Origin of the sequence: Pseudarthrobacter chlorophenolicus, assembly GCF_000962805.1 — a bacterium.
Lineage (GTDB): Bacteria > Actinomycetota > Actinomycetes > Actinomycetales > Micrococcaceae > Arthrobacter > Arthrobacter chlorophenolicus_A.
This window is the reverse complement of sequence record NZ_JZTW01000019.1, coordinates 42,859-68,069: the sequence shown is the minus strand read 5'-3', so window position 1 is coordinate 68,069 and position 25,211 is coordinate 42,859. Positions and strand designations below refer to the sequence as shown.

Sequence of the window (25,211 nt, the reverse complement as noted above, 5' to 3'; positions counted from 1 at the left end):
AAGGCCGGAAAGGTGGAACTAGCTGTAGAGGTCCGGCTTGGCTGCCAGCTTGACGGCCACCTTCTCGCCGTTCTTCTGCGCTTCGACGCCGGCTTCGCAGCAGGCTGCGGTGGCGTAGCCGTCCCAGGCGGTGGGGCCGCCGATCTCGCCCTTGAGGGCAGCGTCAACCCATGACTGGATTTCGACGTCGTACGCCGCGCCAAAGCGTTCCTCGAAGCCGGGCGTGACGTTGCCTCCCCAGCGGCCGGCACTGCGGGTGTAGGGGCCCTTGTCGCCGCCGATGCTGACGATGCCGTCCTCGAAGGAGGCCTGCGTGGCAACCTCGTACCCGAACTTGGCGTTGACGTAGATCTCGACGTCGGCCAGGACGCCGGACTCGGTTTCGATGAGGACGTGCTGGGGGTCGTGCTGGCCGGCCGGTGCGTTCTTCGTGGCCTTGCCGAGGCGGACCTGGACGGAGGTGATTTCCTCGCCGGTGAAGAACCGGATGGCGTCAAACTCGTGGACCACGGAGTCGTTGATCAGCATCTCGTTGGTGAAACCTGCCGGGGTGGTGGGGTTGCGGTGCTGGTGGTGCAGCATCAGCAGTTCGCCGAGTTCCTGGTTGCGGATCATTGAGCCCAGGGCGGCGTATTCGGCGTCGAAGCGGCGCATGAAGCCCACCTGGATGCGCTTGCGGCCGAGCGCCACCTCAGCTTCGACGATCTTCAGCGAGGACTCTGCGTCCGGGGTCAGCGGCTTTTCGCAGAGGATGGGGATGTCCTTGGCGATGGCCTTGAGCAGGATGTCCTCGTGCAGGAAGCCGGGGGTAGCGATCAGGACGGCGTTGACGTCGCCGTTGTTGAGCGCTTCCTCGGCATCGGCGAGGGCCACGGCACCGGGGATGCCTTCGATAGCGGCCTGGGCGCGGGCAAGGTCGACGTCGACGACGGCGGCCACCTCGGCGCCGTGGATCCGCTGGTGGAGGCGCTGGATGTGGTCGGCGCCCATGCGTCCGGCACCGATGACGGCGACGCGGAGGGTTTCAGTCATTGTTCTGTCCTTTTGGTTCTTGGCGGGAAGGAATTAGCTGACGGCGGTGCGGGAACCGCAGGACAGCAGGTAGTTGCGGGTGCGCTTGGCGATGGGCATGGGCACATCGAAGGCCACCGGGTACATGTCCTGCTCCACGATGCCGAAGATGGGCCGGTTAAGGGCCTCTACGGCTTCGATCACGGCGCGGAGGTCCGGCAGCCCGTTGGGCGGTTCGGTCATGACGCCGGCCAGGTTTGCCGCGGCCCAGGTCATGTTTTCCTCGTTGACCTTCTTGAGGATGTCCGGGTTGATCTGCTTCAGGTGCAGGTAGCCGATCCGGTCCGGGTAGTTCTTGATCAGCTCCAGGCTGGAAGCACCGCAGTATTCGGCATGCCCGGTGTCCAGGCAGAGGTTCAGGTACTGCGGGTCGGTGGCACCGAGGAGGGTTTCGATGTCCGCCTGCGCGCCCACGTGCGAGTCTGCGTGCGAGTGGAACTGCTGCTTGAGGCCAAAGTCCTCCAGCAGGGTCTTGCCCAGCCGGTTGTGGCCGTCGAACAGGTCACTCCAGGCCTTCTCGCTCAGCGTGCCGCTTTCCACTGCCTCGCCGGTGACGTCATCGCGCCACATGGCCGGGATGACCACGATGTGCTCGCCGCCCATTGCTGCGGTCAGTTCGGCTACCTTGCGGGCCGGCTCCCAGGCGGTCTCCCACTGGTCCAGGCCGCGGTGGAAGGCGGTGAACACGGTGCCGGCGGTGACCTTGAGGTCGCGCTGCTTCAGCTCCTCCGCCAGCCGGGCGGGATCGTTGGGCAGGTAGCCGTAGGGGCCCAGCTCGATCCACTTGTAGCCGGATTCGGCTACCTCGTCGAGGAAGCGCTCCCACGGGGTCTGTTGGGGGTCATCCGCGAACCAGACGCCCCAGGAATCAGGAGCGGTGCCGATGATCAGCTTGTTCTCAGTCATTGTCTGTTCCTTCGAGCGGTTTCGACGGGCTCAACCAACGATGGTTGAGCTTGCCGAAACCTGGTGGTGTCAGTTGGAGGGGAAGTTGTAGGAGGCGCCGGAGGCGTGGTGGGTTTCGGGCCAGCGGGAGGTGATGACTTTGCCGCGGGTGTAGAAGGATACGCCTTCGGGGCCGTAGATGTGCTTGTCGCCGAAGAGGGAGGCTTTCCAGCCGCCGAAGGAGTGGTAGGCCACGGGGACGGGCAGGGGAACGTTGATGCCGATCATGCCGACCGTGACGGAGCGCTGGAACTTGCGGGCGGCGGCGCCGGAGGAGGTGAAGATGGCGGTGCCGTTGCCGTAGGGGTTGGCGTTGATGAGCTTGATGCCGTCTTCGAGGGTGTCCACGCGGACCACCACAAGGACAGGTCCGAAGATTTCCTCCCGGTAGGCGGTCATTTCGGTCTTGACGTGGTCCAGGACGGTGGGGCCCACCCAGAAGCCGTCTTCGTGGCCGGGGACCACAAGGTCGCGGCCGTCCACCACCATGGCGGCGCCGGCAGTTTCGGCTTCGGAGACGATCTTCAGGATGCGTTCCTTCGAGGCGGGGGTGATCACCGGGCCCATTTCGGCGTCGGGTTCGGTGCCGTTGTTGACCTTCACGGCTTCGGCGCGATCCTGGACCTTGGCGACCAGGGCGTCGGCGGCATCCCCCACGGCGACAGCAACGGAGATGGCCATGCAGCGTTCCCCGGCGGAACCGAAGGCTGCGGCGGCGAGGTGGTCGGCGGCGTTGTCGAGGTCGGCGTCAGGCAGGATGATGGCGTGGTTCTTCGCCCCGCCCAGGGCCTGGACGCGCTTGCCGTGCTTGGTGGCGGTCTCGTGGACGTACTGGGCGATCGGGGTAGACCCAACAAAGCTGATGCCGTCCACGTCCGGGTGGGTCAGCAGTCCGTCCACTGTTTCCTTGTCGCCGTGCAGGACCTGGAACACGCCGTCCGGCAGGCCGGCTTCCTTCCAGAGCTTGGCGAGCAGCAGGGACGCGGAGGGGTCGCGTTCGGAGGGCTTGAGGATGAAGGCGTTGCCGGTGGCAATGGCCATCGGCGCCATCCAGAGCGGCACCATCACCGGGAAGTTGAACGGCGTGATGCCGGCGACCACGCCGAGGGGTTCGCGGAAGGAGAAGACGTCGATCCCGGTGGAGACCTGGTCCGAGTAGTCGCCCTTGAGCAGGGTGGGGATTCCGCAGGCGTACTCGATGACTTCGAGGCCGCGGCCGATTTCGCCCTTGGCGTCGGAGAGGACCTTGCCGTGCTCTGCGGTAACCAGCTGGGCGAGTTCGTCCACGTGGGCGGCGACGAGTTCACGGAACCTGAACAGCACGGCGGTGCGCTTGGCCAGGGAAATATCACCCCAGGAATCCGCTGCGGCGCGGGCGGCCGCGACGGTGGCGTCGAGATCGGCACGGTTGGCCAGGCGAAGCTCGCCGGACACCTGGCCCGTGGCCGGGTTGTAGACCGGGGTGGTCCGGTCCCCCTCGCCGGCGGTCTCGGCGCCGTTGATGAAGTGGTTGATCACGGTGGTTTCGGTGGTGGTGGCAGTCATGGGACTCTTCCTTGAGTGGTTTCGAAGGGGGCTGAGGTACGGGGTCAGCCGAGCAGTTTGCGCTGGCGTGACTTGTGGTCGGTATAGGTCTGGAAGGCTGCCTTGGTGGAGTCCAGCTCGGAGACCTGGGAGACGGGCACGTCCCACCAGGAGTCGGAGGACGGCGCGTCCAGCAGGGGGTCGGACTCGACGTGGATCAGGATGGGTCCGGTTCCTTCCGGGGCGGCCTTGGCGTCGCGGATGGCCTGTTCGAGTTCGGCGATGACTTTCTCGCCGGGTTCGATCCGGACCACTTTCACGCCGAGGGATTCGGCGTTAAGGGCCAGGTCCACGGGCAGGGTTTCGCCGGCGTCGAAGCTGTGCTGCTCTTCGTTCAGGGCCCTGTATTGGGTGCCGAACCGCTGCGAGCCGAGGGACTCGGAGAGTGAGCCGATGGAGGCGTATCCGTGGTTCTGGATCAGGACCACGATCAGTTTGATGCGTTCTGCGACGGCGGTGACCAGTTCGGTGTGCATCATCAGGTAGGAGCCGTCCCCCACCATCACGACGACGTCCCGCACCTCAGCGGCGCCGGTCCCGCCAGTGCCGCCGGCCGCCGTCGTGCCCGATGCTTCGGCGATCGCTGCCCGCTTGACGCCGAGGCCGCCGGGGATCTCATAGCCCATGCAGGAGTAGGCGTATTCGACGTGGTAACCGAAGGGGTCACGGACCCGCCACATCTTGTGCAGGTCACCGGGCAGCGAGCCTGCAGCGCAGATGACGACGTCGCGGGCGTCCATGGCCTTGTTGGTGGCGCCGATGATGGCATTCTGGCTCACCAGCGGCGCATAGTCCTGGGCGAAGGCTTCGTCCACGGTGGCGTCCCAGCGCTTCTTCTCGGCGGTGACCTGCTGTTCGAGGTCGGCGCCGATGCGGTAGCCGCCGAGTGCTGCGTTGAGCTTGACCAGGGCCTTGCGGGCGTCGGCGACGATCGGCAACGTAGTGCCGTGCTTGTACGCGTCGATCGGGGCGACGTTGATGTTCACGAACTTCACGTCCGGGTTCTGGAACGCGGTGCGGGACGCCGTGGTGAAATCCTCGTAGCGGGTGCCGATACCGATGATCAGGTCAGCTTCGGCAGCGATGGCATTCGCCGCCGTCGTACCCGTGGAACCGATCGCGCCCAAGGACTGCTTGTGGTCCCACGGCAGGACGCCGACGCCGGCCTGGGTGTTGCCCACCGGGATACCGGTCAGCTCGGCGAACTTTGCCAGTTCGTCGTTGGCGTAGGCGTACAGGACACCGCCACCGGCAATGATCAGCGGACGCTTCGCGGCTTTGATCGCCTGCACGGCGCGGGCGATGTCCTCGTCGTCGGCGTCGGGACGGCGGATCCGCCACTCCCGCTCGGCCAGGAACTCCACCGGCACGTCAAAGGCCTCGGCCTGGACGTCCTGCGGCAGCGAAATGGTCACCGCACCGGTCTCGGCCGGGTCGGTCAGGACGCGCAGGCCGTGGTGGACCGCGGAGAACAGCTGCTCGGGCCGGGTGACCCGGTCGAAGAACTTGGACAGCGGCCGGAACGCGTCATTGACGGTGATGTCGTAAGCGTACGGCTGCTCCAGCTGCTGCAGCACGGGGTCAGCGGCACGGGTGGCGAACGTGTCACTCGGGAGCAGCAGGACCGGGAGGCGGTTCGTGGTGGCCAAAGCGGCGCCGGTCAGCAGGTTCGACGAGCCAGGGCCGATGGAGGTGCTGATCGCGAAGGTTTGGCGGCGGCGGGTGTGCCGGGCGTAGCCGACGGCCTGGTGGACCTGGGCCTGCTCGTTCCGGCCCTGGTAATACGGCATGATCGCCGGGTCCAGCTGCTGGTACTGCTTCAGCGCCTGGCCCACACCGGCCACGTTGCCGTGCCCGAAGATCCCGAACGTGCCCGGGATCAGCCGCTCCCGGTAATCCACGCCGTTAACCGTGTCCACGGTGTACTGCTGGGAAAGGTATTCGACGACGGCCTGCGCCACCGTCATCCTGCGCGTGCCTGTTGTGCCCATGGCTGTTACTCCGATGCTTCTGTGGTGTGGTGCAGCAGCGAGGCCGCCGCGGCGACAGCGCCGGCGACGTCCCCGTCCGCGGGGTAGAGCAGCGTCCGGCCTACGGTGAGGCCTTGTACGCCCGGCAGGGACAGGGCAGCTCCCCAGGTGGCGAAGACTTCGTCCTGGGATCCGTCCGGGTCCCCGCCCAGGAGGACGGTGGGCATGGTGGTGGCGGCCATCACGCGTTCCATCTCCGCTACGACCGGCAGTTTCATCCAGGTGTAGGCGCTGGTGGAGCCGAGGCCTTCTGCGATGCCGATGGACTTGATGACCGCGTTGGTGGACAGGTCGTTGCGTACCCGGCCGTTTTCACGGACGGACAGGAACGGCTCCACCATGGCGATCAGCTTCCGCTCCGCCAGTGAATCAATGGCTTTGGCAGTGGCTTCCAGGGTGGCCACGGTGTCCGGGTCTCCCAGGCAGATGCGGGTCAGCATCTTGCCGCCGTCAGCACCGAGCGCTTCGAGGGCGGCGGCTGTGTGGCCGGTGAACCGGTCATCGAACTCGTTGACCAGGCCGGCCAGGCCGCCGCGGTTCATAGAGCCGAAGACCAGCTTGCCCTCCAGGGCGCCCAGCAGCAGCAGGTCATCCATGATGTCCGGCGAGGCCAGGATGCCGTCCACAGCCGGGTTGGCCAGGGCGATCTGGAGCCGGTCCAGCAGCTGCCGGCGGTCTGCCATGGCCACCGGGTCGTTGCCGACAGCCAGGGCGCCGCGGGCCGGGTGGTCAGCGGCGACGATGAAGTTTTGCCGCCCTGCTTTCAGGCCCGGGTGGCGCCGGCGGGCCTTGGCTGCACGGGCCACCGCTTCGGGGTCTTCGAGCCGGATGGTGCTCAGGTGCTCGTACCGGCGCGGATCGTCGTCCACGGCGTTACTCGAGGCAATCGGGGTGAGAGTCACAGTGCTGCTCCTTCGGGAACGGAAGTGCCTGGCACCTTGCGGCCGCGTTCGGCCAGCAGCGAGGTGACTTCATCCGGCGTCGGCATGGCATCAGCGCAGGACAGACGGGAGGCGACGATCGCGCCGGCTGCGTTGGCGTAGTCCAGGACCTGTTCCAGCGGCCAGCCGGAGAGCAGGCCGTGGCAGAAGGCTCCGCCGAACGAATCCCCGGCACCGAGTCCGTTCAAGGTTTCCACCGGGACGGGCGCGGAGACCACGCGCTCGGTGCGGGTCTTGGCCATCACGCCCTCCGCGCCGAGCTTGACGACGGCGATCTCCACGCCCGCGGCCAGCAGGCGGTCCGCTTGCTCATCCGGAGTTCCCTCGCCGACGGCGACGGCGCATTCCTTGTCGTTGCCGATCGCGACCGTGACATGCGGCAGGATCTTCGCAACCTCCGCCCGGGCATCCTCCTCGGAAGCCCAGAACATCGGCCGGTAGTCCAGGTCCAGAATGGTGAACTGGCCCTCGGCAAGCCCCGTCCGGGGGCGTGCTTCGTGCGCGGCGATATGCGCGGAACGGCTGGGCTCCTGGCACAGGCCGGTCACCGTGGACCAGAAGATCCCCGCCTCGCGGATGGCCTCCAGATCCAGCTCTTCGGCTTTGATTTGCAGGTCCGGTGCCGTGGGAAAACGCCCGTAGAAGTAGAGCGGGAACTCGTCCGTGGCGGGCTTGATGGCGCAGAAGGTAACGGCTGTCGGCCAATCCTGGACCGGGGTCACGAAAGTGTCATCGACATTGAACTTGTGCAGCTCGCGGTGCAGATAGGTGCCGAACGCGTCATCCCCGGTGCGCGTGATGACGCCGGTCCGGCGGCCATGCCGGGCGGCTGCAACGGCGACGTTGGACGGTGAACCGCCAAGGTACTTGCCGAAGGAATTGACGTCCTCCAGGCCTACCCCGATGTCGTTCGGGTAGATATCAACGCTGATGCGCCCGATCGTAAGAAGCTCATGGGTCACGGTGAATCGTGGACCTTTCTGGTGTGGAACGGTAGTCCTTCATAGGGCTGGCGCTCCGGGACTGGCAGGCCGTGGCGTGGGCCACAGGCACTACTTTGCCCTAGATCGAATGTCCTGTCAAAGGTTTGTACTGACATACTTACAACAAATTTAGAGCGCGCTAAAACTTGGCGGGCATCACCTCTTGGGTACAGCCAATTCGCCCGTCACGTACTGCGCCCGGCCAAAGCCGAATGACCAGTCGCCGGCCGTATTCTCCACGTAGCCAATGAAGACATCTTCGCCGGCAACACCCTCCTCCGAGAGCTTGCCCGCCACGGCCGCAAAGAGTTTCTGCTTGGCCTCCTGGGAGCGGCCTCCCTGCGTGAAGATCTGGATCATCACCACTCCCCCGCTGCGCTCAAACCCCAGGCCGGCATCCTGGGCAAGGATCTGGCCCTGGGGGTGTTCGGTGAGGATGTGGAAGTAGTCGCGTTCAGGGATGCCATATTCAGCCAGGATGGCGTCGTGGATTGCCCGGCTCAGGCGCCGCAGCTCATCAGGGGCGCGGCCTTCGTTGACGTCGATGCGGACCAGTGGCATAAGAATTCTCCTCCGTTAGGTTTGTACTGACATACTAACAAAGTAAGAAATTAGAAGACAAGGCCCACCCCCTTGAATCGCCCCGTTGGTGGATCTATTCTTAATCAACCGAAAGGTTGATAAATAAGATAGTTGACTAGGGGTAGCACATGATTTCCGACAGCACGGCCCTGGACTCGGCCTTCCTGGCCCTGGCCGACCCCGTGCGGCGGAGCATCATCGCCAGGCTGAGCCGTGGCCCCGCAACGGTAAATGAACTGGCGGAACCATTCGAGATCTCCAAGCAGGCGGTCTCAAAGCACATCCAGGTACTCGAGCAGGCGCAGTTGGTCACCCGCACCAGGGACGCCCAGCGCAGGCCCGTCCACCTGAACCCTGCACGGCTTGAGGCGCTCACAGCGTGGATCGACCAGTACCGGCTGGTCCGCGAAGGGCAATTCCGCAACCTCGATGCCGTTCTTCAATCCAGCGCCGGGCAACGCGGCGCCAAGGCAAAGGAACAATGATGAGCAACTCCCTGAAGCTTTCGATCCCCGAAGGCCTGCCTTTCATCGACTATGAGCGCGAGTTCGACTTTCCTGTGGCGGACGTCTTCCGAGCCCACAAGGAACCGGACCTGATCACCCAGTGGCTGGGCCCTCGCGGCATGAAGATGGAAATGGACCACTACGATTTCCGCAGCGGCGGGACATACCGCTACATCCACACCGGCCCCGAGGGGGTCCCCTACGAGTTCCGCGGCATCTTCCACACGGTCCGCGAGAATGAATTCGCCCTGCAGACGTTTGAATTTGGCGGCTACCCGGACGTGGTGAGCCTGGAGTACATGACCTTCGAGGACCTCGGCGGCGGCCGGTGCAGGCTCCGTGGCCACTCCGTCTACCCCAGCCTGGAAGCACGGGACGGCATGGCGCAGTCCGGCATGGAAGGCGGCATGACCGAAGGCTACGAGCGGCTGGACGAGCTGCTCAGCGGGGCCAAGGTCTAGCGCCCCGTCCGGGCGGAGAAAAGTACGACGACGGTTGGCGACTATCCGCGCCAGGGGCTCGTTCCCGTCGTCGTACGCAGCAGAAAGGCCTTAACCGCAAAAAGCGGCGCCGCCTGCCGTCCCGGAGGACAGCAGGCGGCGCCGCTTTGCGTACTGGTGCAGCCTAGAGGGCTGCGAAGACCTCGCGCAGCAGCTTGGCGGTCTCAGACGGCGTCTTGCCGACCTTTACGCCAGCGGCTTCGAGGGCTTCCTTCTTGGCCTGTGCCGTGCCCGCGGAGCCGGAGACGATGGCGCCTGCGTGGCCCATGGTCTTGCCCTCGGGAGCGGTGAAGCCTGCCACGTAGCCGACAACCGGCTTGGTGACGTTGGCCTTGATGAAGTCGGCTGCGCGCTCTTCAGCGTCACCGCCGATCTCACCGATCATGACGATGGCCTTGGTCTCGGGGTCGGCCTCGAACGCAGCCAGGGCGTCGATGTGGGTGGTGCCGATGATGGGGTCGCCGCCGATGCCGATGGCGGTGGAGAAGCCCAGGTCGCGCAGTTCGTACATCATCTGGTAGGTCAGGGTGCCCGACTTGGAGACGAGGCCGATGGGGCCCTTGCCGGTGATGTTGGCGGGGGTGATGCCCACCAGTGCTTCGCCGGGGGTGATGATGCCGGGGCAGTTCGGTCCGATGATGCGCGTGACCTGGTTGCCGTCGGCGTCCACCGTGGCCTGGGCCAGGGCCCAGAATTCGGCGGAGTCCTGGACCGGCACGCCTTCGGTGATGACGACGACCAGGCCGATGCCTGCTTCGATGGCTTCAACGACGGCAGCCTTGGTGAATGCCGGCGGCACGAAGACGATCGAGACGTCAGCGCCGGTCTCCGCGATGGCTTCCTTGACGGTGCCGAAGACGGTGATTTCCTTGTCGCCGTGCAGCACAGTGGTGCCTGCCTTGCGGGCGTTGACGCCACCGACGATGTTGGTGCCGGCCTTGAGCATCAGGGCGGTGTGCTTGGTGCCTTCGCCGCCGGTGATGCCCTGGACGATGACCTTGGAGTCCTTGTTGAGGTAGATAGACATGGTGCGTCCCTTTACTTAGCTGCGTTGGCGAGCTCGGCGGCCTTGTCGGCGCCCTCGTCCATGGTGGCGGCCAGGGTAACCAGCGGGTGGTTGGCCTCGTTGAGGATGCGGCGGCCTTCCTCGACGTTGTTCCCGTCGAGGCGGACTACCAGCGGCTTGTTGGCGGAGCTGCCCAGTTCGGCCAGTGCACCGACGATGCCCTTGGCGACGGCGTCGCAGGCAGTGATGCCGCCGAAGACGTTGACGAACACGGACTTGACCTGCTCGTCGCCCAGGATGACATCCAGGCCAGCGGCCATGACCTCTGCCGAGGCGCCGCCGCCGATGTCCAGGAAGTTGGCGGGCTTGACGTTGCCGTGGTTTTCACCGGCGTAGGCAACGACGTCCAGGGTGGACATGACCAGGCCTGCACCGTTACCGATGATGCCCACTTCGCCGTCGAGCTTGACGTAGTTGAGGTCCTGCGCCTTGGCCTTGGCCTCGAGGGGATCCGCTGCATCCTTGTCTTCAAGCTGGGCGTGCTTGGCGTGGCGGAACTCGGCGTTCTCGTCCAGGGAAACCTTGCCGTCCAGGGCGACGATGTCACCGGCGCCGGTCTTGACGAGGGGGTTGACCTCCACCAGGGTGGCGTCTTCCTTCTTGAAGACGTCCCAGAGCTTGAGGATGACGTCGGCGACCTTGCCGCGCAGTTCCTCAGCGAAGCCGGCGGCTGCGACGATTTCGTCGGCCTTGGCCTGGTCGATGCCGACGGCGGGGTCGATGGCGATCTTCGCCAGGGCCTCGGGGCGTTCGACGGCGAGCTGTTCGATTTCCATGCCGCCTTCAACCGAGCACATGGCCAGGTAGTTGCGGTTGGCCCGGTCCAGCAGGACGGAGAAGTAGTATTCCTCGGCGATGTCCGCACCCTGGGCGATCATCACCTTGTTGACGGTGTGGCCCTTGATGTCCATGCCCAGGATGTTGGTGGAGTGCTCAAGAGCCTCGTCTGCGGACTTTGCAACCTTGACGCCGCCGGCCTTGCCGCGGCCGCCAACCTTGACCTGTGCCTTGACGACGGTTACGCCGCCAATCTTTTCGGCAGCTGCCTTTGCTTCTTCAGGGGTGTACGCCACGATGCCGGCCAGCACGGGTACACCGTGCGCCTCGAACATATCGCGCGCCTGGTATTCAAACAGGTCCACGGTTTAGTGTCCTTCTACGTCGAAGTAGTTTCTATACAGCCAGACACCATCGATAGACGGTGACCTTGCTGCGGTATGCACGCACCGGCGGCCTGTTGGAAACGAGCCACGCGGCGTTGTTGCTCCATGGGGAACTCTAGTCCTTTGGAAGGACGGAGCCGTCCCAGAGTACCGCTTATGTGAGTAACGACACTATTCTATGGAGCGTAGAAAAACCGCGGAATCACGGGGATTTTGGGGCCTCCGCGGGCGCTGTAGCAGGGCCGGACGCGGGGGCGGAAATCAGTTCATACTTCTGCGGAGAGACGAAGAATCCAACACCGGCCGACACGTTTCCGCATGCCACACCGCCGTTATAGGCCGAGCAGCGCAGGCCGTTGCGCTCCAGGTTCTGCCCATCCGCCAAAGCGCGTACCTGAAGCAGTGGGCCGGCCTTGCTGCCGTCCGGCCCGTAGGTGGCTTCCGCCTGTGTGACGCCGGAACGGCATTCCCCGTACCGGGCAGCGTCTGGGGTCAGCAGCGCCACGCCGCCGAGGTAGCCGAGGTTGGTTCCAGCGCAGTCATCCTTGACGTCCTCGCGGGCCGGCTCGGCGTAGGTGGCCAGCTCACAGTGGGCCACGGGGACGGTTGCGAGTTTGTTGTTGGCGGCGTCGCTGAAGCTGTTCTCTTCGTAGGGAAGATTGACGTGCTCCCCCCTCGCCGAGGTGAGCGAGCAGACGATGCTCCGGTCTTCAGTGGCAAAGGACAGGATGTCCTCCCCGCCGCCGGCAAAGTCCTCGGGGTTGGCCAGCGGGGCCTGTTCCAGCTGTGCCATGGGTGCCAACGGCGCCGGCGGGACGTAGTTAGGGTCCTCAGTGGTGACGGTGCACGCAGTGGCGGTGAACAGGAGGGTCACAAGAGGCAGGGCGGCGAGCATCCCCAAAGCAGTCCGTCGCATGGGCTCCATTATGCTCCATGGCGGATTCAGGCGGACGACGGCGGGAGCACACCTTCCACGACGTCGGCCGCTGCCGCTGCGGGGTCGGCGCCAACAAACTGGTCCCGCATGTGCCGGGCGCGGGCCTTCCAGCGGGGTTCGCTGAGGACGGCGGTCACGGCCCGGGTGATGGCCGCCGGACTGGGGTGCTCTGATTTCAGGTTGATCCCCACTCCTGCGTACTCAACGCGGGCGTTGACATCGCTTTTGCCTTCGTTGATTCCGGAGACCACCAGGGGCACCCCTTTGGAGAGGCTGAGCTGGACGCCCCCAAAGCCGCCGTTGCTGATAAACACGTCGGTGAATTCCAGGACCTTGGCGAAGTCCACATAGTCGCGGACCACAACGTTCGCCTGGGGGTAGCGGGCGCGGAGTTCCTCCGTGCCGCGGCCGCCGGTGGCAACCACCACCAGGGCATCCATGTCCTTAACGGCTTCCAGTGCGGGGATGATGAGCTTGCCGTGGTCTGTGTTGTCTACCGTTCCCTGCGTCACCAGGAAGGTGGCTGGGTAGCGCGGCCATTCGCTTTCCGCGGTATTGGCGCCGGATTCCCTGGACTGGCCGGGTTGGCTGGGCTGGGGCCGGTGCGGCAGGAGCGCCCCAACGTAGTGGACTTTGGGGTTGGTTTGCCTGCGGGGGAAATCGAGGGCTTCCGGGCCTGTCTGGATGACTGCGTCTGAGCAGCGGTAGGGCTCGTCGACCAGGTGTCCCCGTTTGGGTACCGCCAGTCCGTAGGCGGCGTGCTGGCGGCGGTAGCTTTGTCCGGCGGGCCGAAGGATGACATGGTCGGACAGGACCCCGGCCGCGGCCTGCAGGATCTTCTCCGCCGGGTTCCGGGGCGGCGTGAACCCGAAGAACAGCGGCGGCACCAGCGGGTCGCTCTCCATGTTGGGCAGCACCACGAAGTTGACCAGGGGCTTGTTGAGCAGCCGCGAGGTCAGCCGGTGGATGAACATGGTGCTGTCCACCACCGCGACGTCGAAGGGGAAGTCAACCGCCAGACTGCGGATGTCCTCGAAGAAGTTGGTGACGTTGCTGGCGAAGATCTTTTCGCCGTCGAAACCTATGGCGCGGGGACCCTTAAGCCGTGCCCGTTCGGGATAGAGCTCCAGCAGGTTGTCAGCCCGGTGTTCGATGGCGCGCTCGAATGGCAGGAGCGGGATGCCGAGCACTGCCAGCTTCGGGGCGAAGACGGGGCCGGTGTACCACCGCACGTCATGGCCGCGCTCCCGCAGCCGGACAGCGACGCCGGTCATCGGGTTGAAGTGCCCGTCAATGGCCTGGCTGGCGAAGAGAATCCGCATGGTCCGCTCCGATGCTTTGGGCTCGGCGTCAGAAAGTTCCTGAACTGTAGCCCTGCGGCCAGGCGGCGGCAAGGGCCGCGCTGCTCTTCCGGCGGCCAATGCAGGCGAATATCCCCCGGGCTACTGGACCTCCACCTTGGTCAGCGGAGCATAACGCAGCAGCAGGCGTTTCTCGCCAACGTCGAACTTCACCTTCGCCACGGTCTTGTCACCGGCACCCTCCAGCGCCAGGACCGTCCCGTTGCCGAAGCTGGTGTGGTTGACCTTGTCCCCCACGCTGACGGCGATAATTTCCTTCTGTGGCTGGACCCTGTTCCGTGCGATTGCCGCCGGAACGTCAGCATTGAATCCCGCCGAAGGATCGGCGGCGGCTCCGCGGGAGGTACCCGCACCCCAGAAGGAGCCGCTGTAGCGGCCGGAACTGATCGATCCCCCGCCCCAGGCGGCCTGCCGGCTGGTTCCCTCGCGCTTCCACTCCAGCAGTTCCGCAGGGATTTCCTCGAGGAACTGGCTGGCCGGGTTGTACTGGCTCTGGCCCCACATGTTGCGGACTTCGGAGCGTGTGACGTAGAGGCGTTTGCGGGCGCGGGTCAGGCCCACATAGGCCAGCCGGCGTTCCTCGGCCAGTTCCTTCGGATCGGTGGCAGACCGCTGGTGCGGAAACAGTCCGTGCTCCATGCCGGTCAGGAACACGACAGGGAATTCAAGCCCCTTGGCGGTGTGCAAAGTCATGAGGGTCACCACGCCCAGCCGTTTGGCTTCAGCGACGGCGGCGTCAATGTCGGCGCCTGGGGCATCGGGAATCTGGTCGGCGTCAGCCACCAGCGACACCTGCTCCAGGAACGCTCCCAACGATCCTTCAGGGTTTTCCTGCTCGTACTCGCGGACCACGGCAACGAGTTCGGCAAGGTTCTCCACCCTGGACTCGTCCTGGGGATCGGTGCTGGACCGCAAGCCGGCGAGGTAGCCGGTCTGTTCCAGGACTGCTTCGAGTGCGGCGGCAGCGCCGGAGCCGGCAGCCACCTCGGCGAGATCGTCCAGGAGTTTCACGAAGCCCAGGACGGCGTTGACGGAGCGGGTGGCCATGGCGGGAGCCTGTTCGGCGCGCCGGGCAGCGGCCATGAAGGAAATCCGCTCGCGGCTGGCAAGCGCCGCCACTGCCCCTTCCGCACGGTCCCCGATGCCCCGCTTAGGTTCGTTGAGCACCCGACGGAGGTTGACGTCGTCGTCCGGGTTGACCAGGACGCGCAGGTAGGCGAGGGCGTCCTTGATTTCCTTGCGCTCGTAGAAGCGGGTGCCACCCACTACCTTGTACGGCAACCCGACGCGGACCAGGACATCTTCGATGGAGCGGGACTGCGCGTTGGTGCGGTAGAAAATGGCGACGTCGCCGGGGCGGAGGTTGTCCTCGTCCTGGAGCCGGTCGATTTCCTTGGCGATGAACTGGGCTTCGTCGTGTTCGTTTTCGCCCACGTAGCCGATGATCTTGTGGCCTTCGCCCTCGGCCGTCCACAGCCGCTTTTCGGGGCGGTTGGGGTTGCGGGAAATCACCGAGTTGGCGGCGCTGAGGATGTTCTGCGTGGAGCGGTAGTTCTGCTCCAGTTTGATGGTGCGGGCCTCGGGGTAATCCTTTTCGAACTCCACGATGTTGCGGATGTCTGCCCCGCGGAAGGCGTAGATGGACTGGTCCGAGTCGCCCACTACTGTAAGTTCCGAGGCCCCGGGGCCCTCGCCCACGATTTCGCGGACCAGCGCGTACTGGGCGTGGTTGGTGTCCTGGTATTCGTCCACCAGGACGTGGCGGAACCGGCGCCGGTAGGATTCCGCGAGCGCCGGGAACGCGCGGAACATGAACACGGTCTCGGCAATGAGGTCGTCAAAGTCCATGGCGTTGGCCTGGCGAAGCCGTTGGGTATACCCCTTGTAAACCTCGGCGACGGCCTGCTCGAAGGGATCGTTGTAATTGGCGTCCGAGGCGTAGGAATCAGCGTCGATGAGCTCGTTCTTCAGCGCGGAGATCTTGTGCTGGATGGCCTTGGGTGCGAACTTCTTGGGGTCCAGGTCCAGGGCCTTGGACACCTGCGTGACCAGGCGCAGCGAATCCGCGGAGTCGTAGATGGAGAAGTTGGATTTCAAACCAACGTTGGCCGCCTCCTGGCGGAGGATCCGGACGCAGGAGGAGTGGAACGTGGAGATCCACATGATTTTGGCGCGGCCGCCCACCAGGGCTTCGATACGTTCCCGCATTTCCGCGGCGGCCTTGTTGGTGAAGGTGATCGCCAGGATCTCGCCGTGGTGGGCGCGCCCGGTGGCGATGAGGTAGGCAATCCGGTTACTGAGCACACGGGTCTTGCCCGAGCCTGCACCGGCGACGATCAGCAATGCCGATCCGGCGTGCTTGACCGCTTCCTCCTGCTGGGGATTCAGGCCCTCCGTCAACTTCGCGGGATCCAGGCGCCTGCCGTGGTGCTGCCCGGACTGGTGCTGCCCAGGGTGCTCGCCTGCGGCGTGGCCGCCGGACGCCGAACCGCCCGGCCCGGCCGCGGTAGCCACGGCGTCGGAACGGGTCCTTGCATGGGTGGCAGATGCGGGGGCGGCCTTGAACGGTCCGTCAGAGTACGGGTCAAACAACATATCCATGGTGCCTACAAGTCTAGGCGTTGGGACCGACACCCACCTCCCGGCCTGTGGATGACGCTCCCCGGAGAGCCTGGAACGGCCTAGGCCACCGAGCCGGATTCAAGCGCGGCACGCAACTCGCGCACCGCCGTCGTGCCCCCGGCCATGAACCACTCCAGGCCGTTGACCTGCACGGTGTCAACGGCGCCGCCGGCGGCGCGGACAATTGCCTTGCCGGGCAGCCAATCCCATTCGGGGCAGCTGTGCTGGAACCAGCAGCCGAGTTGCCCGTCGGCCACCCTGCCCAGGTCGCAGGAGCCGGATCCGAGCATGCGCAGCGCCGCCGCGGAGGTCGCCGCTGCGTGCCAGGGCATGGCACAGAGCGGGTCCATCAGCCAGGTGGGGTGGATGTAGGTGGCTGCGCCCAGTTGGGCGGCGGGGGTGGCGTTGCGCTCCCCGTGGTTGTCGCCGTACACGGTGATGGTATCGCCGTTCAGCGTGGCCTTCCGGCTGCTGCCGCCCAGCCACAACTTGTCCTCCTCAGGCTGGAAGATGGCCCCCAGCTGGACATCATGCTCGTCCTTGAGCGCAATGGCCGAGCACCAGTACGTGGAGCCGTGCAGGAAGTTGTAGGTGCCGTCCACGGGGTCGATGACCCAGGTGCGGCCGCTGGTCCCCTGCACGGAGGCGCCTTCCTCCCCCAGGATGCCATCCTGGGGCCGGCACCGCTGCAGCTGCGAGAGGACGTACTCCTCCGCAGCGTGGTCCGCCGCCGTCACAACGTCGGAAACGGACGTCTTCTGCTGGGACTGCAGTCCTGCCATCCGCATAAGGAGCGCCAGTTGCCCGGCTTCGCGGACCAGCGCCGCCGCCAGATCGTAGTCGTCCAGTGCAGGGTCAAGTACAGCTGCGCTGTGTCGGCCAATGGTCATGGCTTCAGTCTATGGGGCGGAATAATGGAGCCATGGCCAAAACCCCTGCCCAGCGGATCAAGAAGCACGGTGCAAAGGCTGCCGTGCCGCAGCACCATCTCCCGCCGGTGGTGAACCCCACTACCGCGCGCACTCCCGAGAAAGCCCAGAACAACAGCAACCTCATCCTGATCGCGGGCGTGGTGGCCAGCCTGTTCCTGTTCTGGTACCTGCACCTGCTGACCATGGACCAGCTCACCCAACTCTCTGTTGGCAAACCCATGCCGGACTCCCTGGTGGGCGGCTTCGATCCTGCCTACATCGACGACCTGCGCGGCGTCATGGATGACGACGCGCGCGGCCAGCTCAACTACGTCCATAAGACTGCCGGCATCCTGTTTCCGCTGATCTTCGGGTTCACCTGGCTGCTGCTGATCGGCACCAATGTGGCCAGGAAGTCGCTGCGCTGGGCGCTGTGGGCCCTGCCCATGCTGTTCGTCGTGGTCCGGCTGTGGGCCAACGTGGCCATTGACGGGCTGATGGGACCGGACGCTCCCGGCACCGGCCAGGTGGCCCTCGCGTCCGGTCTCACGGTGGCAGGGTGGGTGCTGCTGATCCTGAGCCTTCTGGCCGGAGTGGCCGCGGTGGTCATCGGAACGCGGAAGCGCAAGGCAGCAACGGCCGGTTAACGCTATCCGTTGCTCCGTAACTGCCTTTTGGACACCCAAATCGGCGGCTACGGGGCAATCGCTGAAGCCCTCAGGTACTTCCGGTGCCGGTGGACCCGCCGTGCGATGACGATGCCCGCTGTTGCCATGCCCACCGTCACCGGATAGCCCATCAGCCGCTCCAGCGTGCCGGGCTCGGGAACATCCATCCCGGTCAGGCCGCCGGTTGCCAGCGCCGCCAGCGAGACGGTTCCGCAGGCCAGGAGGAACCAGGCCATGCGGGCCTTCCGCAGCCACAGGAAGCCCAACACCAGCAGCGCAGCAGCGCCGGTAAGGAAGTACGTGACAGCCCCGATGAAGTGCAAGGGTGAGCCCGCGTCCTCGGGGACAAGCCCCACCACCACGGTTCCTGCCCCTGCCGCTCCTGTCAGCACCCTCACCGCGGCGGCCGCGAGCCACGGCCTGCGCGGGCCCGGCTCAACCCGGGTTCCGGGACGGGCTGCGACGCACAGCAGCCCGGACGTCAGCAGCACCGCACCCAGCAGCATCCCCAGCCCCTGCACCACGAACGAGGCATTCATCAGCCAGTTCAACGGAGAACACACCTGGCGGCCGTCGTAGATACCGCAGTTGAGGGCGCCAAGGTCACTGATGTAACCGGTGCGCAGGTCGTAGGGGCGCGGACCGGCCCATGCCATGACCACCGCAGCCTCCGCCGCAAAGTACTGGAGAACACTCAGGACGGACCACGCGCCGATGTACTGCCGGGTGGACGCTGTGTCCGGTAAAAAGGTGGCAGCGGGAGCGGCGGACGGGGCTGGACTCATGCCTTGAGCGTAGTACGGCTCCGTACCTTGTATGCTGGTATGCGTGTCCGTCCGGACCGGCGCCGCCGATCCCCAGGATGCCCGCCCTCGTAGCTCAGTGGATAGAGCACGGCTCTCCTAAAGCCGGTGTCGTTGGTTCGATTCCAATCGAGGGCACTTGAATTTCGAGTCCCCGGCGTTTGAGTCCCCGGCGTTTGACCTTCGCGCCTACCTGCTCGGCCCCGCCGGTAAACCGGCCGGGACAACGGATACGGGGCGCCTCGGCCGCTGGACTGTCGAACGGGACCTGTGGGACCGGGCCGACGGCACCCGCGGAACCTTTTCCGGCGTCGTACTTTTCACGCCAACGCCCGACGCCGGCCTGGACCTTCGCGAGGAAGGCACCATGCGCTGGCCCACCTTCACCGGACCCGCCACCCGCGACTACCTGCTCAGGCCCAGCGGACGGGCGGACGCCCTTGACGTCTTTTTCCCGGACGGGCGGCCGTTCCACCGCATGAGTTTCGCTCCGGAGGCCAACCTGGACAACCACTGGTGCGATCCCGATACTTACCGCGTGGCCTACGCGTTCGAGGGTCCGCACCGGTTCAGCTACAGCTGGGACGTGACCGGGCCGCACAAGGACCTGCTCCTGACCTCGCACCTGACCCGGAATGGGGACTCGTGAAGCACCGGATCGTGGTGTCCGCCGTCTGCGTTTTTGACGACGCCGGCCGCCTCCTCACCGTCCGCAAGCGCGGCACCGCCATGTTCATGCACCCCGGCGGCAAACCGGAGCCCGGCGAAACAGCCGTGCAGGCGGCGGCCCGAGAGTTGGAGGAGGAAGTGGGTATCGTTATCGATCCACGCCAGCTCCGGCTGATGGGGGTATGGATCGCAGATGCCGCCAACGAAGCCGACACGGACATCGAGGCCACCGTATTCATGGCGCCCGGGACATGGCAGGCCCACCCGTCCGCCGAGATAGCGGAGATCCGCTGGCTGGACCTTGCTGGCCGGGACGGAGCCGCTCCGGAAGCCGCTGGTTCGGAAGCTTCCGGGCTGGGTGCCGGCGCTCCGCTTCCCGGCGACCTCGCCCCGCTGCTGACGGACCACATCCTGCCCGCGCTGGCTTCGCCCGACGCCACCCTGCCGGGCCACTGATCGACCCTGGAGCCCCGTAAGGGCTGCTAGGACTCCGGGACGGCTTCTGCCGCCACCGCCTTGGCCTCGGCGAACTGTGTCCGGTAGAGCTCCGCGTAGCGGCCCTCGGCGGCCAGGAGCTCGGTGTGCGTCCCGCGCTCCACGATGTGGCCGCCCTCCACCACCAGGATGGCGTCCGCCGCGCGGACGGTGGACAGGCGGTGCGCAATCACGACGGCGGTACGCCCCTCAAGTGCGGCGCCAAGGGCTGCCTGCACCGCGGCTTCGTTCGTAGAGTCCAGTGCAGCCGTCGCCTCGTCCAGGATGACCACCCGGGGCTGGGCGATAAGGAGCCGGGCGATGGTGAGCCGTTGGCGTTCGCCGCCGGAAAGCCGGTAGCCGCGCTCCCCCACCACTGTTTCCAGGCCGTCCGGCAGGGACCGGATCATGGCCTCGAGGCGTGCCTGCCGCAGGACGTCCCACATGTCATCGTCCGTCGCATCCGGGCGCGCAAGCCGAAGGTTTGAGGCGATGGTTTCGTGGAACAGGTGGCCGTCCTGGGTCACCATTCCCAGTGTGTCGCGCAACGAATCGAAGGTAGTGTCGCGGACGTCGATCCCGGTTCCCGGCGTGGTTCCGCCCAGCCGCACTGCGCCCGAGTCGACGTCGTACAGCCGCGACAGCAGCTGGGCGATCGTGGACTTGCCGGCGCCGGATGAGCCCACCAGCGCTACCGTCTGTCCCGGCTCCACCCGGAAGCTGACACCGTGCAGCACTTCCTCGCCGCCCCTGGTGTCCAGGGTGGAGACTTCCTCAAGGGAGGCCAGGGAGACCTTGTCCGCTGACGGGTAGGCGAACCGGACGTCGTCGAACTCCACGGACACCGGCCCGGCCGGAACCGGGCGGGCGTCCGGCTTCTGCTGGATGAGCGGCTTCAGGTCCAGGATTTCGAACACGCGTTCAAAGCTGACCAGCGCGCTCATGACTTCCACCCGGGCGTTGGACAGCGCCGTGAGCGGAGCGTAGAGGCGGGTCAGGAGCAGCGCAAGGACCACCACGTCACCGGGGGCCAGCTGGCCACCCAGGGCAAGCCAGCCGCCCAGTCCGTACACCAGCGCCAGCGCGAGCGCGGAGACCAGCGTCAGGGCCGTGACGAAGGTGAACTGCAGCATTGCCATGCGGACGCCGATGTCCCGGACCCTGCCTGCGCGGGCAGCGAACTCGCGGGATTCCTCATCCGGGCGTCCGAACAGCTTGACCAGCGTGGCCCCCGGTGCGGAGAACCGCTCCGTCATCTGGGTGCCCATGGCGGCGTTGTGCGCGGCGGCTTCGCGGCGCAGGTCTGCCAGCTTGGAGCCCATGCGCCGGGCCGGGATCAGGAAGATCGGCAGCAGCACCATGGCCAGCACTGTCACCAGCCACGACGTATTGAGCATTACGACCAGCGTCAGGACCAGGGCCACGGAGTTGCTCACCACGCCGGAGAGGGTGCCGGCGAAAGCGGACTGCGCCCCGATGACGTCATTGTTGAGCCGGCTGACCAGCGCTCCTGTCCGGGTGCGGGTGAAGAAGGCAATGGGCATGCGCTGCACGTGGTCGAACACCCGGGTGCGCAGGTCCACGATGACGCCTTCGCCGATGTTCGACGACAACCAGCGGGTCAGCAGCCCCACGCCGGCCTCCCCCACAGCCACGATGGCGATCAGCACGGCAAGCCAGATCACAGTCCCGGCGGCTGCCTTGGCAATAATGGCGTCAACCACCTGGCCGGCGAGCACCGGGGTGGCCACGGCCAGCACCGCCCCTGCGATGGACGCGATCACAAAGGCAATGAGTTTGCCCTTGTGCGGGGCGGCAAAGGCCAGGACCCTTTTTAGGGTTTCCTTGGAGAACGGCTTGGAGCCGCTCTTTGCGGTGCTGATTTTGTAGAGCGAGCTCCAGGCCACGCCGTCCATGCTCATGGTTATTTCTCCTGGCTTGCAGTGTTGTGGAGCTGCCGGACCGTGCCGTCTTCGAGGTGCCACCGGTAGTCGAGCCGGACGTTTTCCAGCAGCCGCCGGTCGTGGGTGACCAGCAGCAGGGCCCCCTCGTAGCTTTCAAGGGCCTCTTCCAGCTGCTCAATGGCCGGCAAGTCGAGGTGGTTGGTCGGTTCGTCCAACACCAGCAGGTTCACGCCCCGTGCCTGAAGCAGCGCCAGGGAAGCCCGGGTCCGCTCCCCCGGGGACAGGGAATCCACGGTCCGCGAGGTGTGGTCCGCCTTCAGGCCGAACTTTGCCAGGAGCGTCCGGACGTCTGCGCTGTTCCAGTCCGCCAGGACCGCTTCAACTGCGTCGCCCAGCGGCGAGCCGCCGTCCAACAGTCCGCGGGCCTGGTCAATCTCGCCGACGGCGACAGTGGCACCCATGGAGGCATCGCCGTCGTCCGGTGCCTGCGTTCCCAGCAGGAGGCGCAGGAGCGTGGACTTCCCGGCGCCGTTGGGCCCGGTGATCCCGATGCGTTCGCCGCCGTTGAGCTGCAGGTTCACCGGCCCCAGCGTGAAGCTGCCCTGGCGTGCCACTGCGTTGCGCAGGGTTGCCACAACGGCGCTTGAGCGGGGTGCCTGGCCGATGCTGAACTGGAGCTGCCACTCCTTCCGGGGCTCCTCCACCACATCCAGCCGGGCAATCCGGGACTCCATCTGGCGGACCTTCTGGGCCTGCTTTTCGGAGGATTCGGTGCTGGCTGCGCGCCGGATCTTGTCGTTGTCAGGGCTCTTCTTCATGGCGTTCCGCACGCCCTGGGAGCTCCATTCACGCTGGGTCCGGGCACGGGACACCAGGTCCGCCTTCGTGGCGGCGAATTCGTCATACCTCTCGCGGGCGTGCCGGCGTGCCACGGCGCGCTCCTCGAGGAAAGCGTCGTACCCGCCGTCGTAGACCGCCACGGCGTTCTGGGCCAGGTCCAGTTCAACAATGGTGGTGACGCAGCGGGCCAGGAACTCGCGGTCATGGCTGACCAGCACCACGCCGCCGCGCAGGTTGGTGACGAAGTCCTCCAACTTGGCCAGCCCGGCAAGGTCCAGGTCATTGGTGGGCTCGTCCAGCAGCACAACGTCGAACCTGCTCAGCAGCAGTGCGGCCAGGGCAACCCTGGCGGCCTGGCCACCGGACAGCCCGGTCATCAGGGCATCGGCGCCCGTTGCCACGCCGAGGTCGGAGAGGACAGGCGGGATGCGTTCGTCCAGGTCCGCGGCGCCCGAGGCCATCCACCGGTCGAAGGCGCGGGCGTAGGCATCGTCCGCGCCGGGAGCTCCGGCGCCCAGGGCTTCTGCGGCGGATTCCATTTCGGCGGTGGCCTGTGTGCAGCCCGTGCGCCGGCCAATGTACGCAGCCACGGTTTCGCCGGCCACGCGCTCGTGTTCCTGCGGCAACCACCCCACGAAGGCATCGGCGGGGGCCAGGCTGACGGAGCCGCCCTGGGGCTGGTCGACGCCGGCGAGGAGGCGCAGCAGCGTGGATTTCCCGGCACCGTTGGCGCCCACGACGCCCACCACGTCTCCCGGCGCAACCGTGAAGGAAAGATTGTCGAAAAGCGTGCGGTGGCCGTGGCCGCCGGAGAGGTCTTTGGCAACAAGGGTTGCAGTCATCGATGCGTCCTTTCGCCCGGGTGCATGCGCAACCGGTCCCATGCCGGAACGGGCCCGGCGATGCCGTGCGGACAGTCCCGGTAAAGGCGCTCCGGGCCGCGGGCATGAAAGAACCCGCTGGTCCGGACTTGGGGGGTGTACGGACCAACGGGCTCGACCATCAAGCATAGTCGAAACACCTCCCGGGGTAAAATCGGGAGTCCCGCGGCACGGTAAAATCGACTCACCATCCGTTCAGCAGAGAGCACTTCATGACCCTTCCCGCCAAGGCGTTCCAGCGCTGGCTGCAAGGCATCGCCCCTGATGCCAGCACGGCAGACGTCTGCCGGGTCTCCGGGATCAAGCGGACCACGCTCGCCCAACAGCTGGTACGCGGCAAGGTTTCCGTCTCCACGGTGGTGAGCATCAGCCGGGCGTACAACATCAACCCGGTGGCCGCCCTCGCGGGCTTTGACAGTTACAGCGTCCTTGCCGGGCCGCCGCAGCCGCCCACCCGGTGTGAGCTGGTCAGCCAGATCTCGACGGCGGACCTGTTGCGTGCAGCGCTCGCCCGGCCGGCCATGGACCCGCTGGGCCGCCGGGGCGCTGCACCGCCGCCCTTGAGCCCCGTGCCGCATGCCTCCTCGGTGAAGAACTGGGTGGACGCGATAGACGACGGCGAGGTCCGGCACCGGGTGTCATCCGCCACCGGGATCGCGCCGCAGAATTACTCCGCCCAGCTGACGGCCAACAGGCTGTCGCCGGAGCTGGCGGTGGCCACCTCGGTGGCGGCCGGCGTGGGCCCGGCAAGCGGACTGGTAGCCACCGGCCTGATCACGGAAGAGGAAGCGGGGTGGGCGCCGGGAGCGCGCCAGGAGGCGCTGGACAGCATGTCCGACGGCGACCTCACCGCCTTGGTGGGCGACAGGATGCAGGCATTGGGCAAGGTATTGCGCCGCCAGGAGCAGGATCAGGCACAGACGGAAAAGATTTGGGAGAACCTGGGATGATCACGATCCTTCAATGGACCACGTTGGCTGTCTGCGGACTTGTGGCCCTCGCCCGTGTCCCCAGTGCTGTTCGGGGTGAAAACAGGTCGCTGTTCGGCATCTTCGCCCTCATGACCCTCGCCATCCTGCTCAGCATCGAGGCTCCCTATGTCGCCATCGACCAGGCCTTGGGTGGCATCAACCTGGCTAACCTGCTGCTCCGGTTCGTCATTTTCGGTGCAATCTTCTTCCTGGGCATCCGGGTGGCCAAGGGTTTTGGTGCAACCGGAACTTACCGCCTGATCACGGGCCGGCCAGGGATCCTGGTGCTGCTCGTCCTCTCGGCCCTGGTGATAGCAGTCTTCTTCCTGATGGATACTGAGGGCTCCTCGGCAGGGCTTAGCACGGTCTATGCCAAGGATGACCGTCACATGCTGCTGGTGGAGTACTACGGAGCAGCCGGCCGCGCTTACCCTGCCTTCGTCGGGGTCGCGCTCATCCCCGCCATGGTCAAGGCCATCGGAAGCCGGCTTCCCGTCCTGGTGCGGGTTGCAGCGCTGCTGCTGGGAGTCGGCGGAGCGGCGATTGGACTGAGCCTGCTCTTTCCCTTTATCCCGCCGGATTGGAGCGCGATGCGGTTCGTTGTGAACTACACAGCCGTCCTCTGCTACATCGTGGGCCTGGCGTTGATCTGGGTTGCCAAGGTTCGCCGGCGCAAACCGCTGGCCGGAACCGCGTCATTTACCGAAAAGTAACCAAACTGCCTTTCACAAAATCATTAGAATGTGAAACAATCATGAATGTGTGAAGGTGAGGCACGGCGCGTTTTTGAACGGGGATA

23 protein-coding genes and 1 tRNA gene are annotated in these 25,211 nt (G+C 65.9%); 8 read left to right on the top strand and 16 right to left on the bottom strand.

Features of this window, described 5'->3' with window-relative positions:
- Positions 1–18: 18 nt before the first annotated feature.
- The 7 genes from UC32_RS16995 to UC32_RS16965 all read right to left on the bottom strand — a co-directional run bounded on the left by UC32_RS16995 (position 19) and on the right by UC32_RS16965 (position 8,115).
- Positions 19–1,032 carry a Gfo/Idh/MocA family protein gene (locus UC32_RS16995; RefSeq protein WP_045732370.1) on the bottom strand — a complete coding sequence of 338 codons (1,014 nt, stop codon included), beginning with the start codon at positions 1,030–1,032 and terminating at the stop codon, positions 19–21.
- A 33-nt stretch (positions 1,033–1,065) separates the two neighbouring features.
- Positions 1,066–1,977 carry a sugar phosphate isomerase/epimerase family protein gene (locus UC32_RS16990; RefSeq protein WP_015936159.1) on the bottom strand — a complete coding sequence of 304 codons (912 nt, stop codon included), beginning with the start codon at positions 1,975–1,977 and terminating at the stop codon, positions 1,066–1,068.
- 69 nt (positions 1,978–2,046) lie between these two features.
- The gene (locus UC32_RS16985) at positions 2,047–3,561 is read right to left on the bottom strand and encodes a CoA-acylating methylmalonate-semialdehyde dehydrogenase (RefSeq protein WP_045732369.1); all 1,515 of its coding nucleotides are present in this window, start codon (positions 3,559–3,561) and stop codon (positions 2,047–2,049) included.
- Between the two features lie 44 nt (positions 3,562–3,605).
- Complete coding sequence (iolD, locus tag UC32_RS16980; RefSeq protein WP_045732368.1) at positions 3,606–5,567, bottom strand: 3D-(3,5/4)-trihydroxycyclohexane-1,2-dione acylhydrolase (decyclizing); 1,962 nt, start codon at positions 5,565–5,567, stop codon at positions 3,606–3,608.
- A 29-nt stretch (positions 5,568–5,596) separates the two neighbouring features.
- Positions 5,597–6,532 carry a Cgl0159 family (beta/alpha)8-fold protein gene (locus tag UC32_RS16975; RefSeq protein WP_045732367.1) on the bottom strand — a complete coding sequence of 312 codons (936 nt, stop codon included), beginning with the start codon at positions 6,530–6,532 and terminating at the stop codon, positions 5,597–5,599.
- Entirely contained in the window at positions 6,529–7,533 is a 1,005-nt protein-coding gene (iolC, locus tag UC32_RS16970; RefSeq protein WP_045732366.1) for a 5-dehydro-2-deoxygluconokinase, read from the bottom strand. Before iolC ends, UC32_RS16975 begins: the two co-directional genes overlap by 4 nt.
- A gap of 177 nt (positions 7,534–7,710) precedes the next feature.
- Positions 7,711–8,115 carry a tautomerase family protein gene (locus UC32_RS16965; RefSeq protein ID WP_045732365.1) on the bottom strand — a complete coding sequence of 135 codons (405 nt, stop codon included), beginning with the start codon at positions 8,113–8,115 and terminating at the stop codon, positions 7,711–7,713.
- Between the two features lie 149 nt (positions 8,116–8,264).
- Here UC32_RS16965 and UC32_RS16960 point away from each other — a divergent pair, with 149 nt between their 5' ends.
- Positions 8,265–8,621, top strand: coding sequence for an ArsR/SmtB family transcription factor (locus UC32_RS16960; protein WP_045732364.1), 357 nt, complete (start codon positions 8,265–8,267; stop codon positions 8,619–8,621).
- Positions 8,621–9,103, top strand: coding sequence for an SRPBCC family protein (locus UC32_RS16955; RefSeq protein WP_045732363.1), 483 nt, complete (start codon positions 8,621–8,623; stop codon positions 9,101–9,103). Before UC32_RS16960 ends, UC32_RS16955 begins: the two co-directional genes overlap by 1 nt.
- A gap of 163 nt (positions 9,104–9,266) precedes the next feature.
- On the opposite strand, the gene sucD is transcribed toward UC32_RS16955, so the two are convergent.
- The 6 genes from sucD to UC32_RS16925 all read right to left on the bottom strand — a co-directional run bounded on the left by sucD (position 9,267) and on the right by UC32_RS16925 (position 17,181).
- Positions 9,267–10,169, bottom strand: coding sequence for a succinate--CoA ligase subunit alpha (gene sucD / locus UC32_RS16950; RefSeq protein ID WP_045732362.1), 903 nt, complete (start codon positions 10,167–10,169; stop codon positions 9,267–9,269).
- A gap of 11 nt (positions 10,170–10,180) precedes the next feature.
- Positions 10,181–11,350, bottom strand: coding sequence for an ADP-forming succinate--CoA ligase subunit beta (gene sucC / locus UC32_RS16945; protein ID WP_045732361.1), 1,170 nt, complete (start codon positions 11,348–11,350; stop codon positions 10,181–10,183).
- Positions 11,351–11,573: 223 nt separating this feature from the next.
- Positions 11,574–12,296, bottom strand: a complete 723-nt coding sequence (locus tag UC32_RS16940; RefSeq protein ID WP_082072194.1) for a hypothetical protein — start codon at positions 12,294–12,296, stop codon at positions 11,574–11,576.
- A gap of 17 nt (positions 12,297–12,313) precedes the next feature.
- The gene (locus tag UC32_RS16935) at positions 12,314–13,630 is read right to left on the bottom strand and encodes a glycosyltransferase (protein WP_052690610.1); all 1,317 of its coding nucleotides are present in this window, start codon (positions 13,628–13,630) and stop codon (positions 12,314–12,316) included.
- Between the two features lie 120 nt (positions 13,631–13,750).
- A complete protein-coding gene (gene pcrA / locus UC32_RS16930) occupies positions 13,751–16,264 on the bottom strand; it encodes a DNA helicase PcrA (RefSeq protein WP_412178034.1) in 2,514 nt (837 codons plus the stop codon).
- Positions 16,265–16,350: 86 nt separating this feature from the next.
- The gene (locus UC32_RS16925) at positions 16,351–17,181 is read right to left on the bottom strand and encodes an inositol monophosphatase family protein (RefSeq protein WP_045732358.1); all 831 of its coding nucleotides are present in this window, start codon (positions 17,179–17,181) and stop codon (positions 16,351–16,353) included.
- 32 nt (positions 17,182–17,213) lie between these two features.
- Between UC32_RS16925 and UC32_RS16920 the strand changes: the two genes are divergently transcribed.
- The gene (locus UC32_RS16920) at positions 17,214–17,849 is read left to right on the top strand and encodes a hypothetical protein (protein ID WP_045732357.1); all 636 of its coding nucleotides are present in this window, start codon (positions 17,214–17,216) and stop codon (positions 17,847–17,849) included.
- A 47-nt stretch (positions 17,850–17,896) separates the two neighbouring features.
- On the opposite strand, the gene UC32_RS16915 is transcribed toward UC32_RS16920, so the two are convergent.
- A complete protein-coding gene (locus UC32_RS16915) occupies positions 17,897–18,655 on the bottom strand; it encodes a DUF998 domain-containing protein (protein ID WP_045732356.1) in 759 nt (252 codons plus the stop codon).
- Positions 18,656–18,738: 83 nt separating this feature from the next.
- On the opposite strand from UC32_RS16915, the gene UC32_RS16910 reads away from it, so the two are divergent.
- From UC32_RS16910 to UC32_RS16900, 3 genes are all read left to right on the top strand, one after another.
- Positions 18,739–18,811: transfer RNA gene (locus UC32_RS16910), tRNA-Arg, on the top strand.
- A 1-nt stretch (position 18,812) separates the two neighbouring features.
- Positions 18,813–19,322: a DUF6314 family protein gene (locus UC32_RS16905; protein ID WP_412178033.1), complete on the top strand. Its 510-nt coding sequence runs from the start codon at positions 18,813–18,815 to the stop codon at positions 19,320–19,322.
- On the top strand, positions 19,319–19,798 hold the full coding sequence (locus UC32_RS16900; protein ID WP_045732355.1) for an NUDIX hydrolase: 480 nt from the start codon (positions 19,319–19,321) through the stop codon (positions 19,796–19,798). Before UC32_RS16905 ends, UC32_RS16900 begins: the two co-directional genes overlap by 4 nt.
- Before the next feature lie 26 nt (positions 19,799–19,824).
- Here UC32_RS16900 and UC32_RS16895 read toward each other — a convergent pair whose 3' ends face one another.
- Both UC32_RS16895 and UC32_RS16890 read right to left on the bottom strand, forming a co-directional pair.
- Positions 19,825–21,738 (bottom strand): ABC transporter ATP-binding protein, encoded by a 1,914-nt coding sequence (locus UC32_RS16895; RefSeq protein ID WP_045732354.1) that lies wholly within the window; start codon positions 21,736–21,738, stop codon positions 19,825–19,827.
- A 2-nt stretch (positions 21,739–21,740) separates the two neighbouring features.
- On the bottom strand, positions 21,741–23,402 hold the full coding sequence (locus UC32_RS16890) for an ABC-F family ATP-binding cassette domain-containing protein (protein ID WP_045732353.1): 1,662 nt from the start codon (positions 23,400–23,402) through the stop codon (positions 21,741–21,743).
- 251 nt (positions 23,403–23,653) lie between these two features.
- Here UC32_RS16890 and UC32_RS16885 point away from each other — a divergent pair, with 251 nt between their 5' ends.
- Positions 23,654–24,391 carry a hypothetical protein gene (locus UC32_RS16885; RefSeq protein WP_045732352.1) on the top strand — a complete coding sequence of 246 codons (738 nt, stop codon included), beginning with the start codon at positions 23,654–23,656 and terminating at the stop codon, positions 24,389–24,391.
- A complete protein-coding gene (locus tag UC32_RS16880) occupies positions 24,388–25,125 on the top strand; it encodes a hypothetical protein (RefSeq protein ID WP_045732351.1) in 738 nt (245 codons plus the stop codon). Before UC32_RS16885 ends, UC32_RS16880 begins: the two co-directional genes overlap by 4 nt.
- Positions 25,126–25,211: the final 86 nt, after the last annotated feature.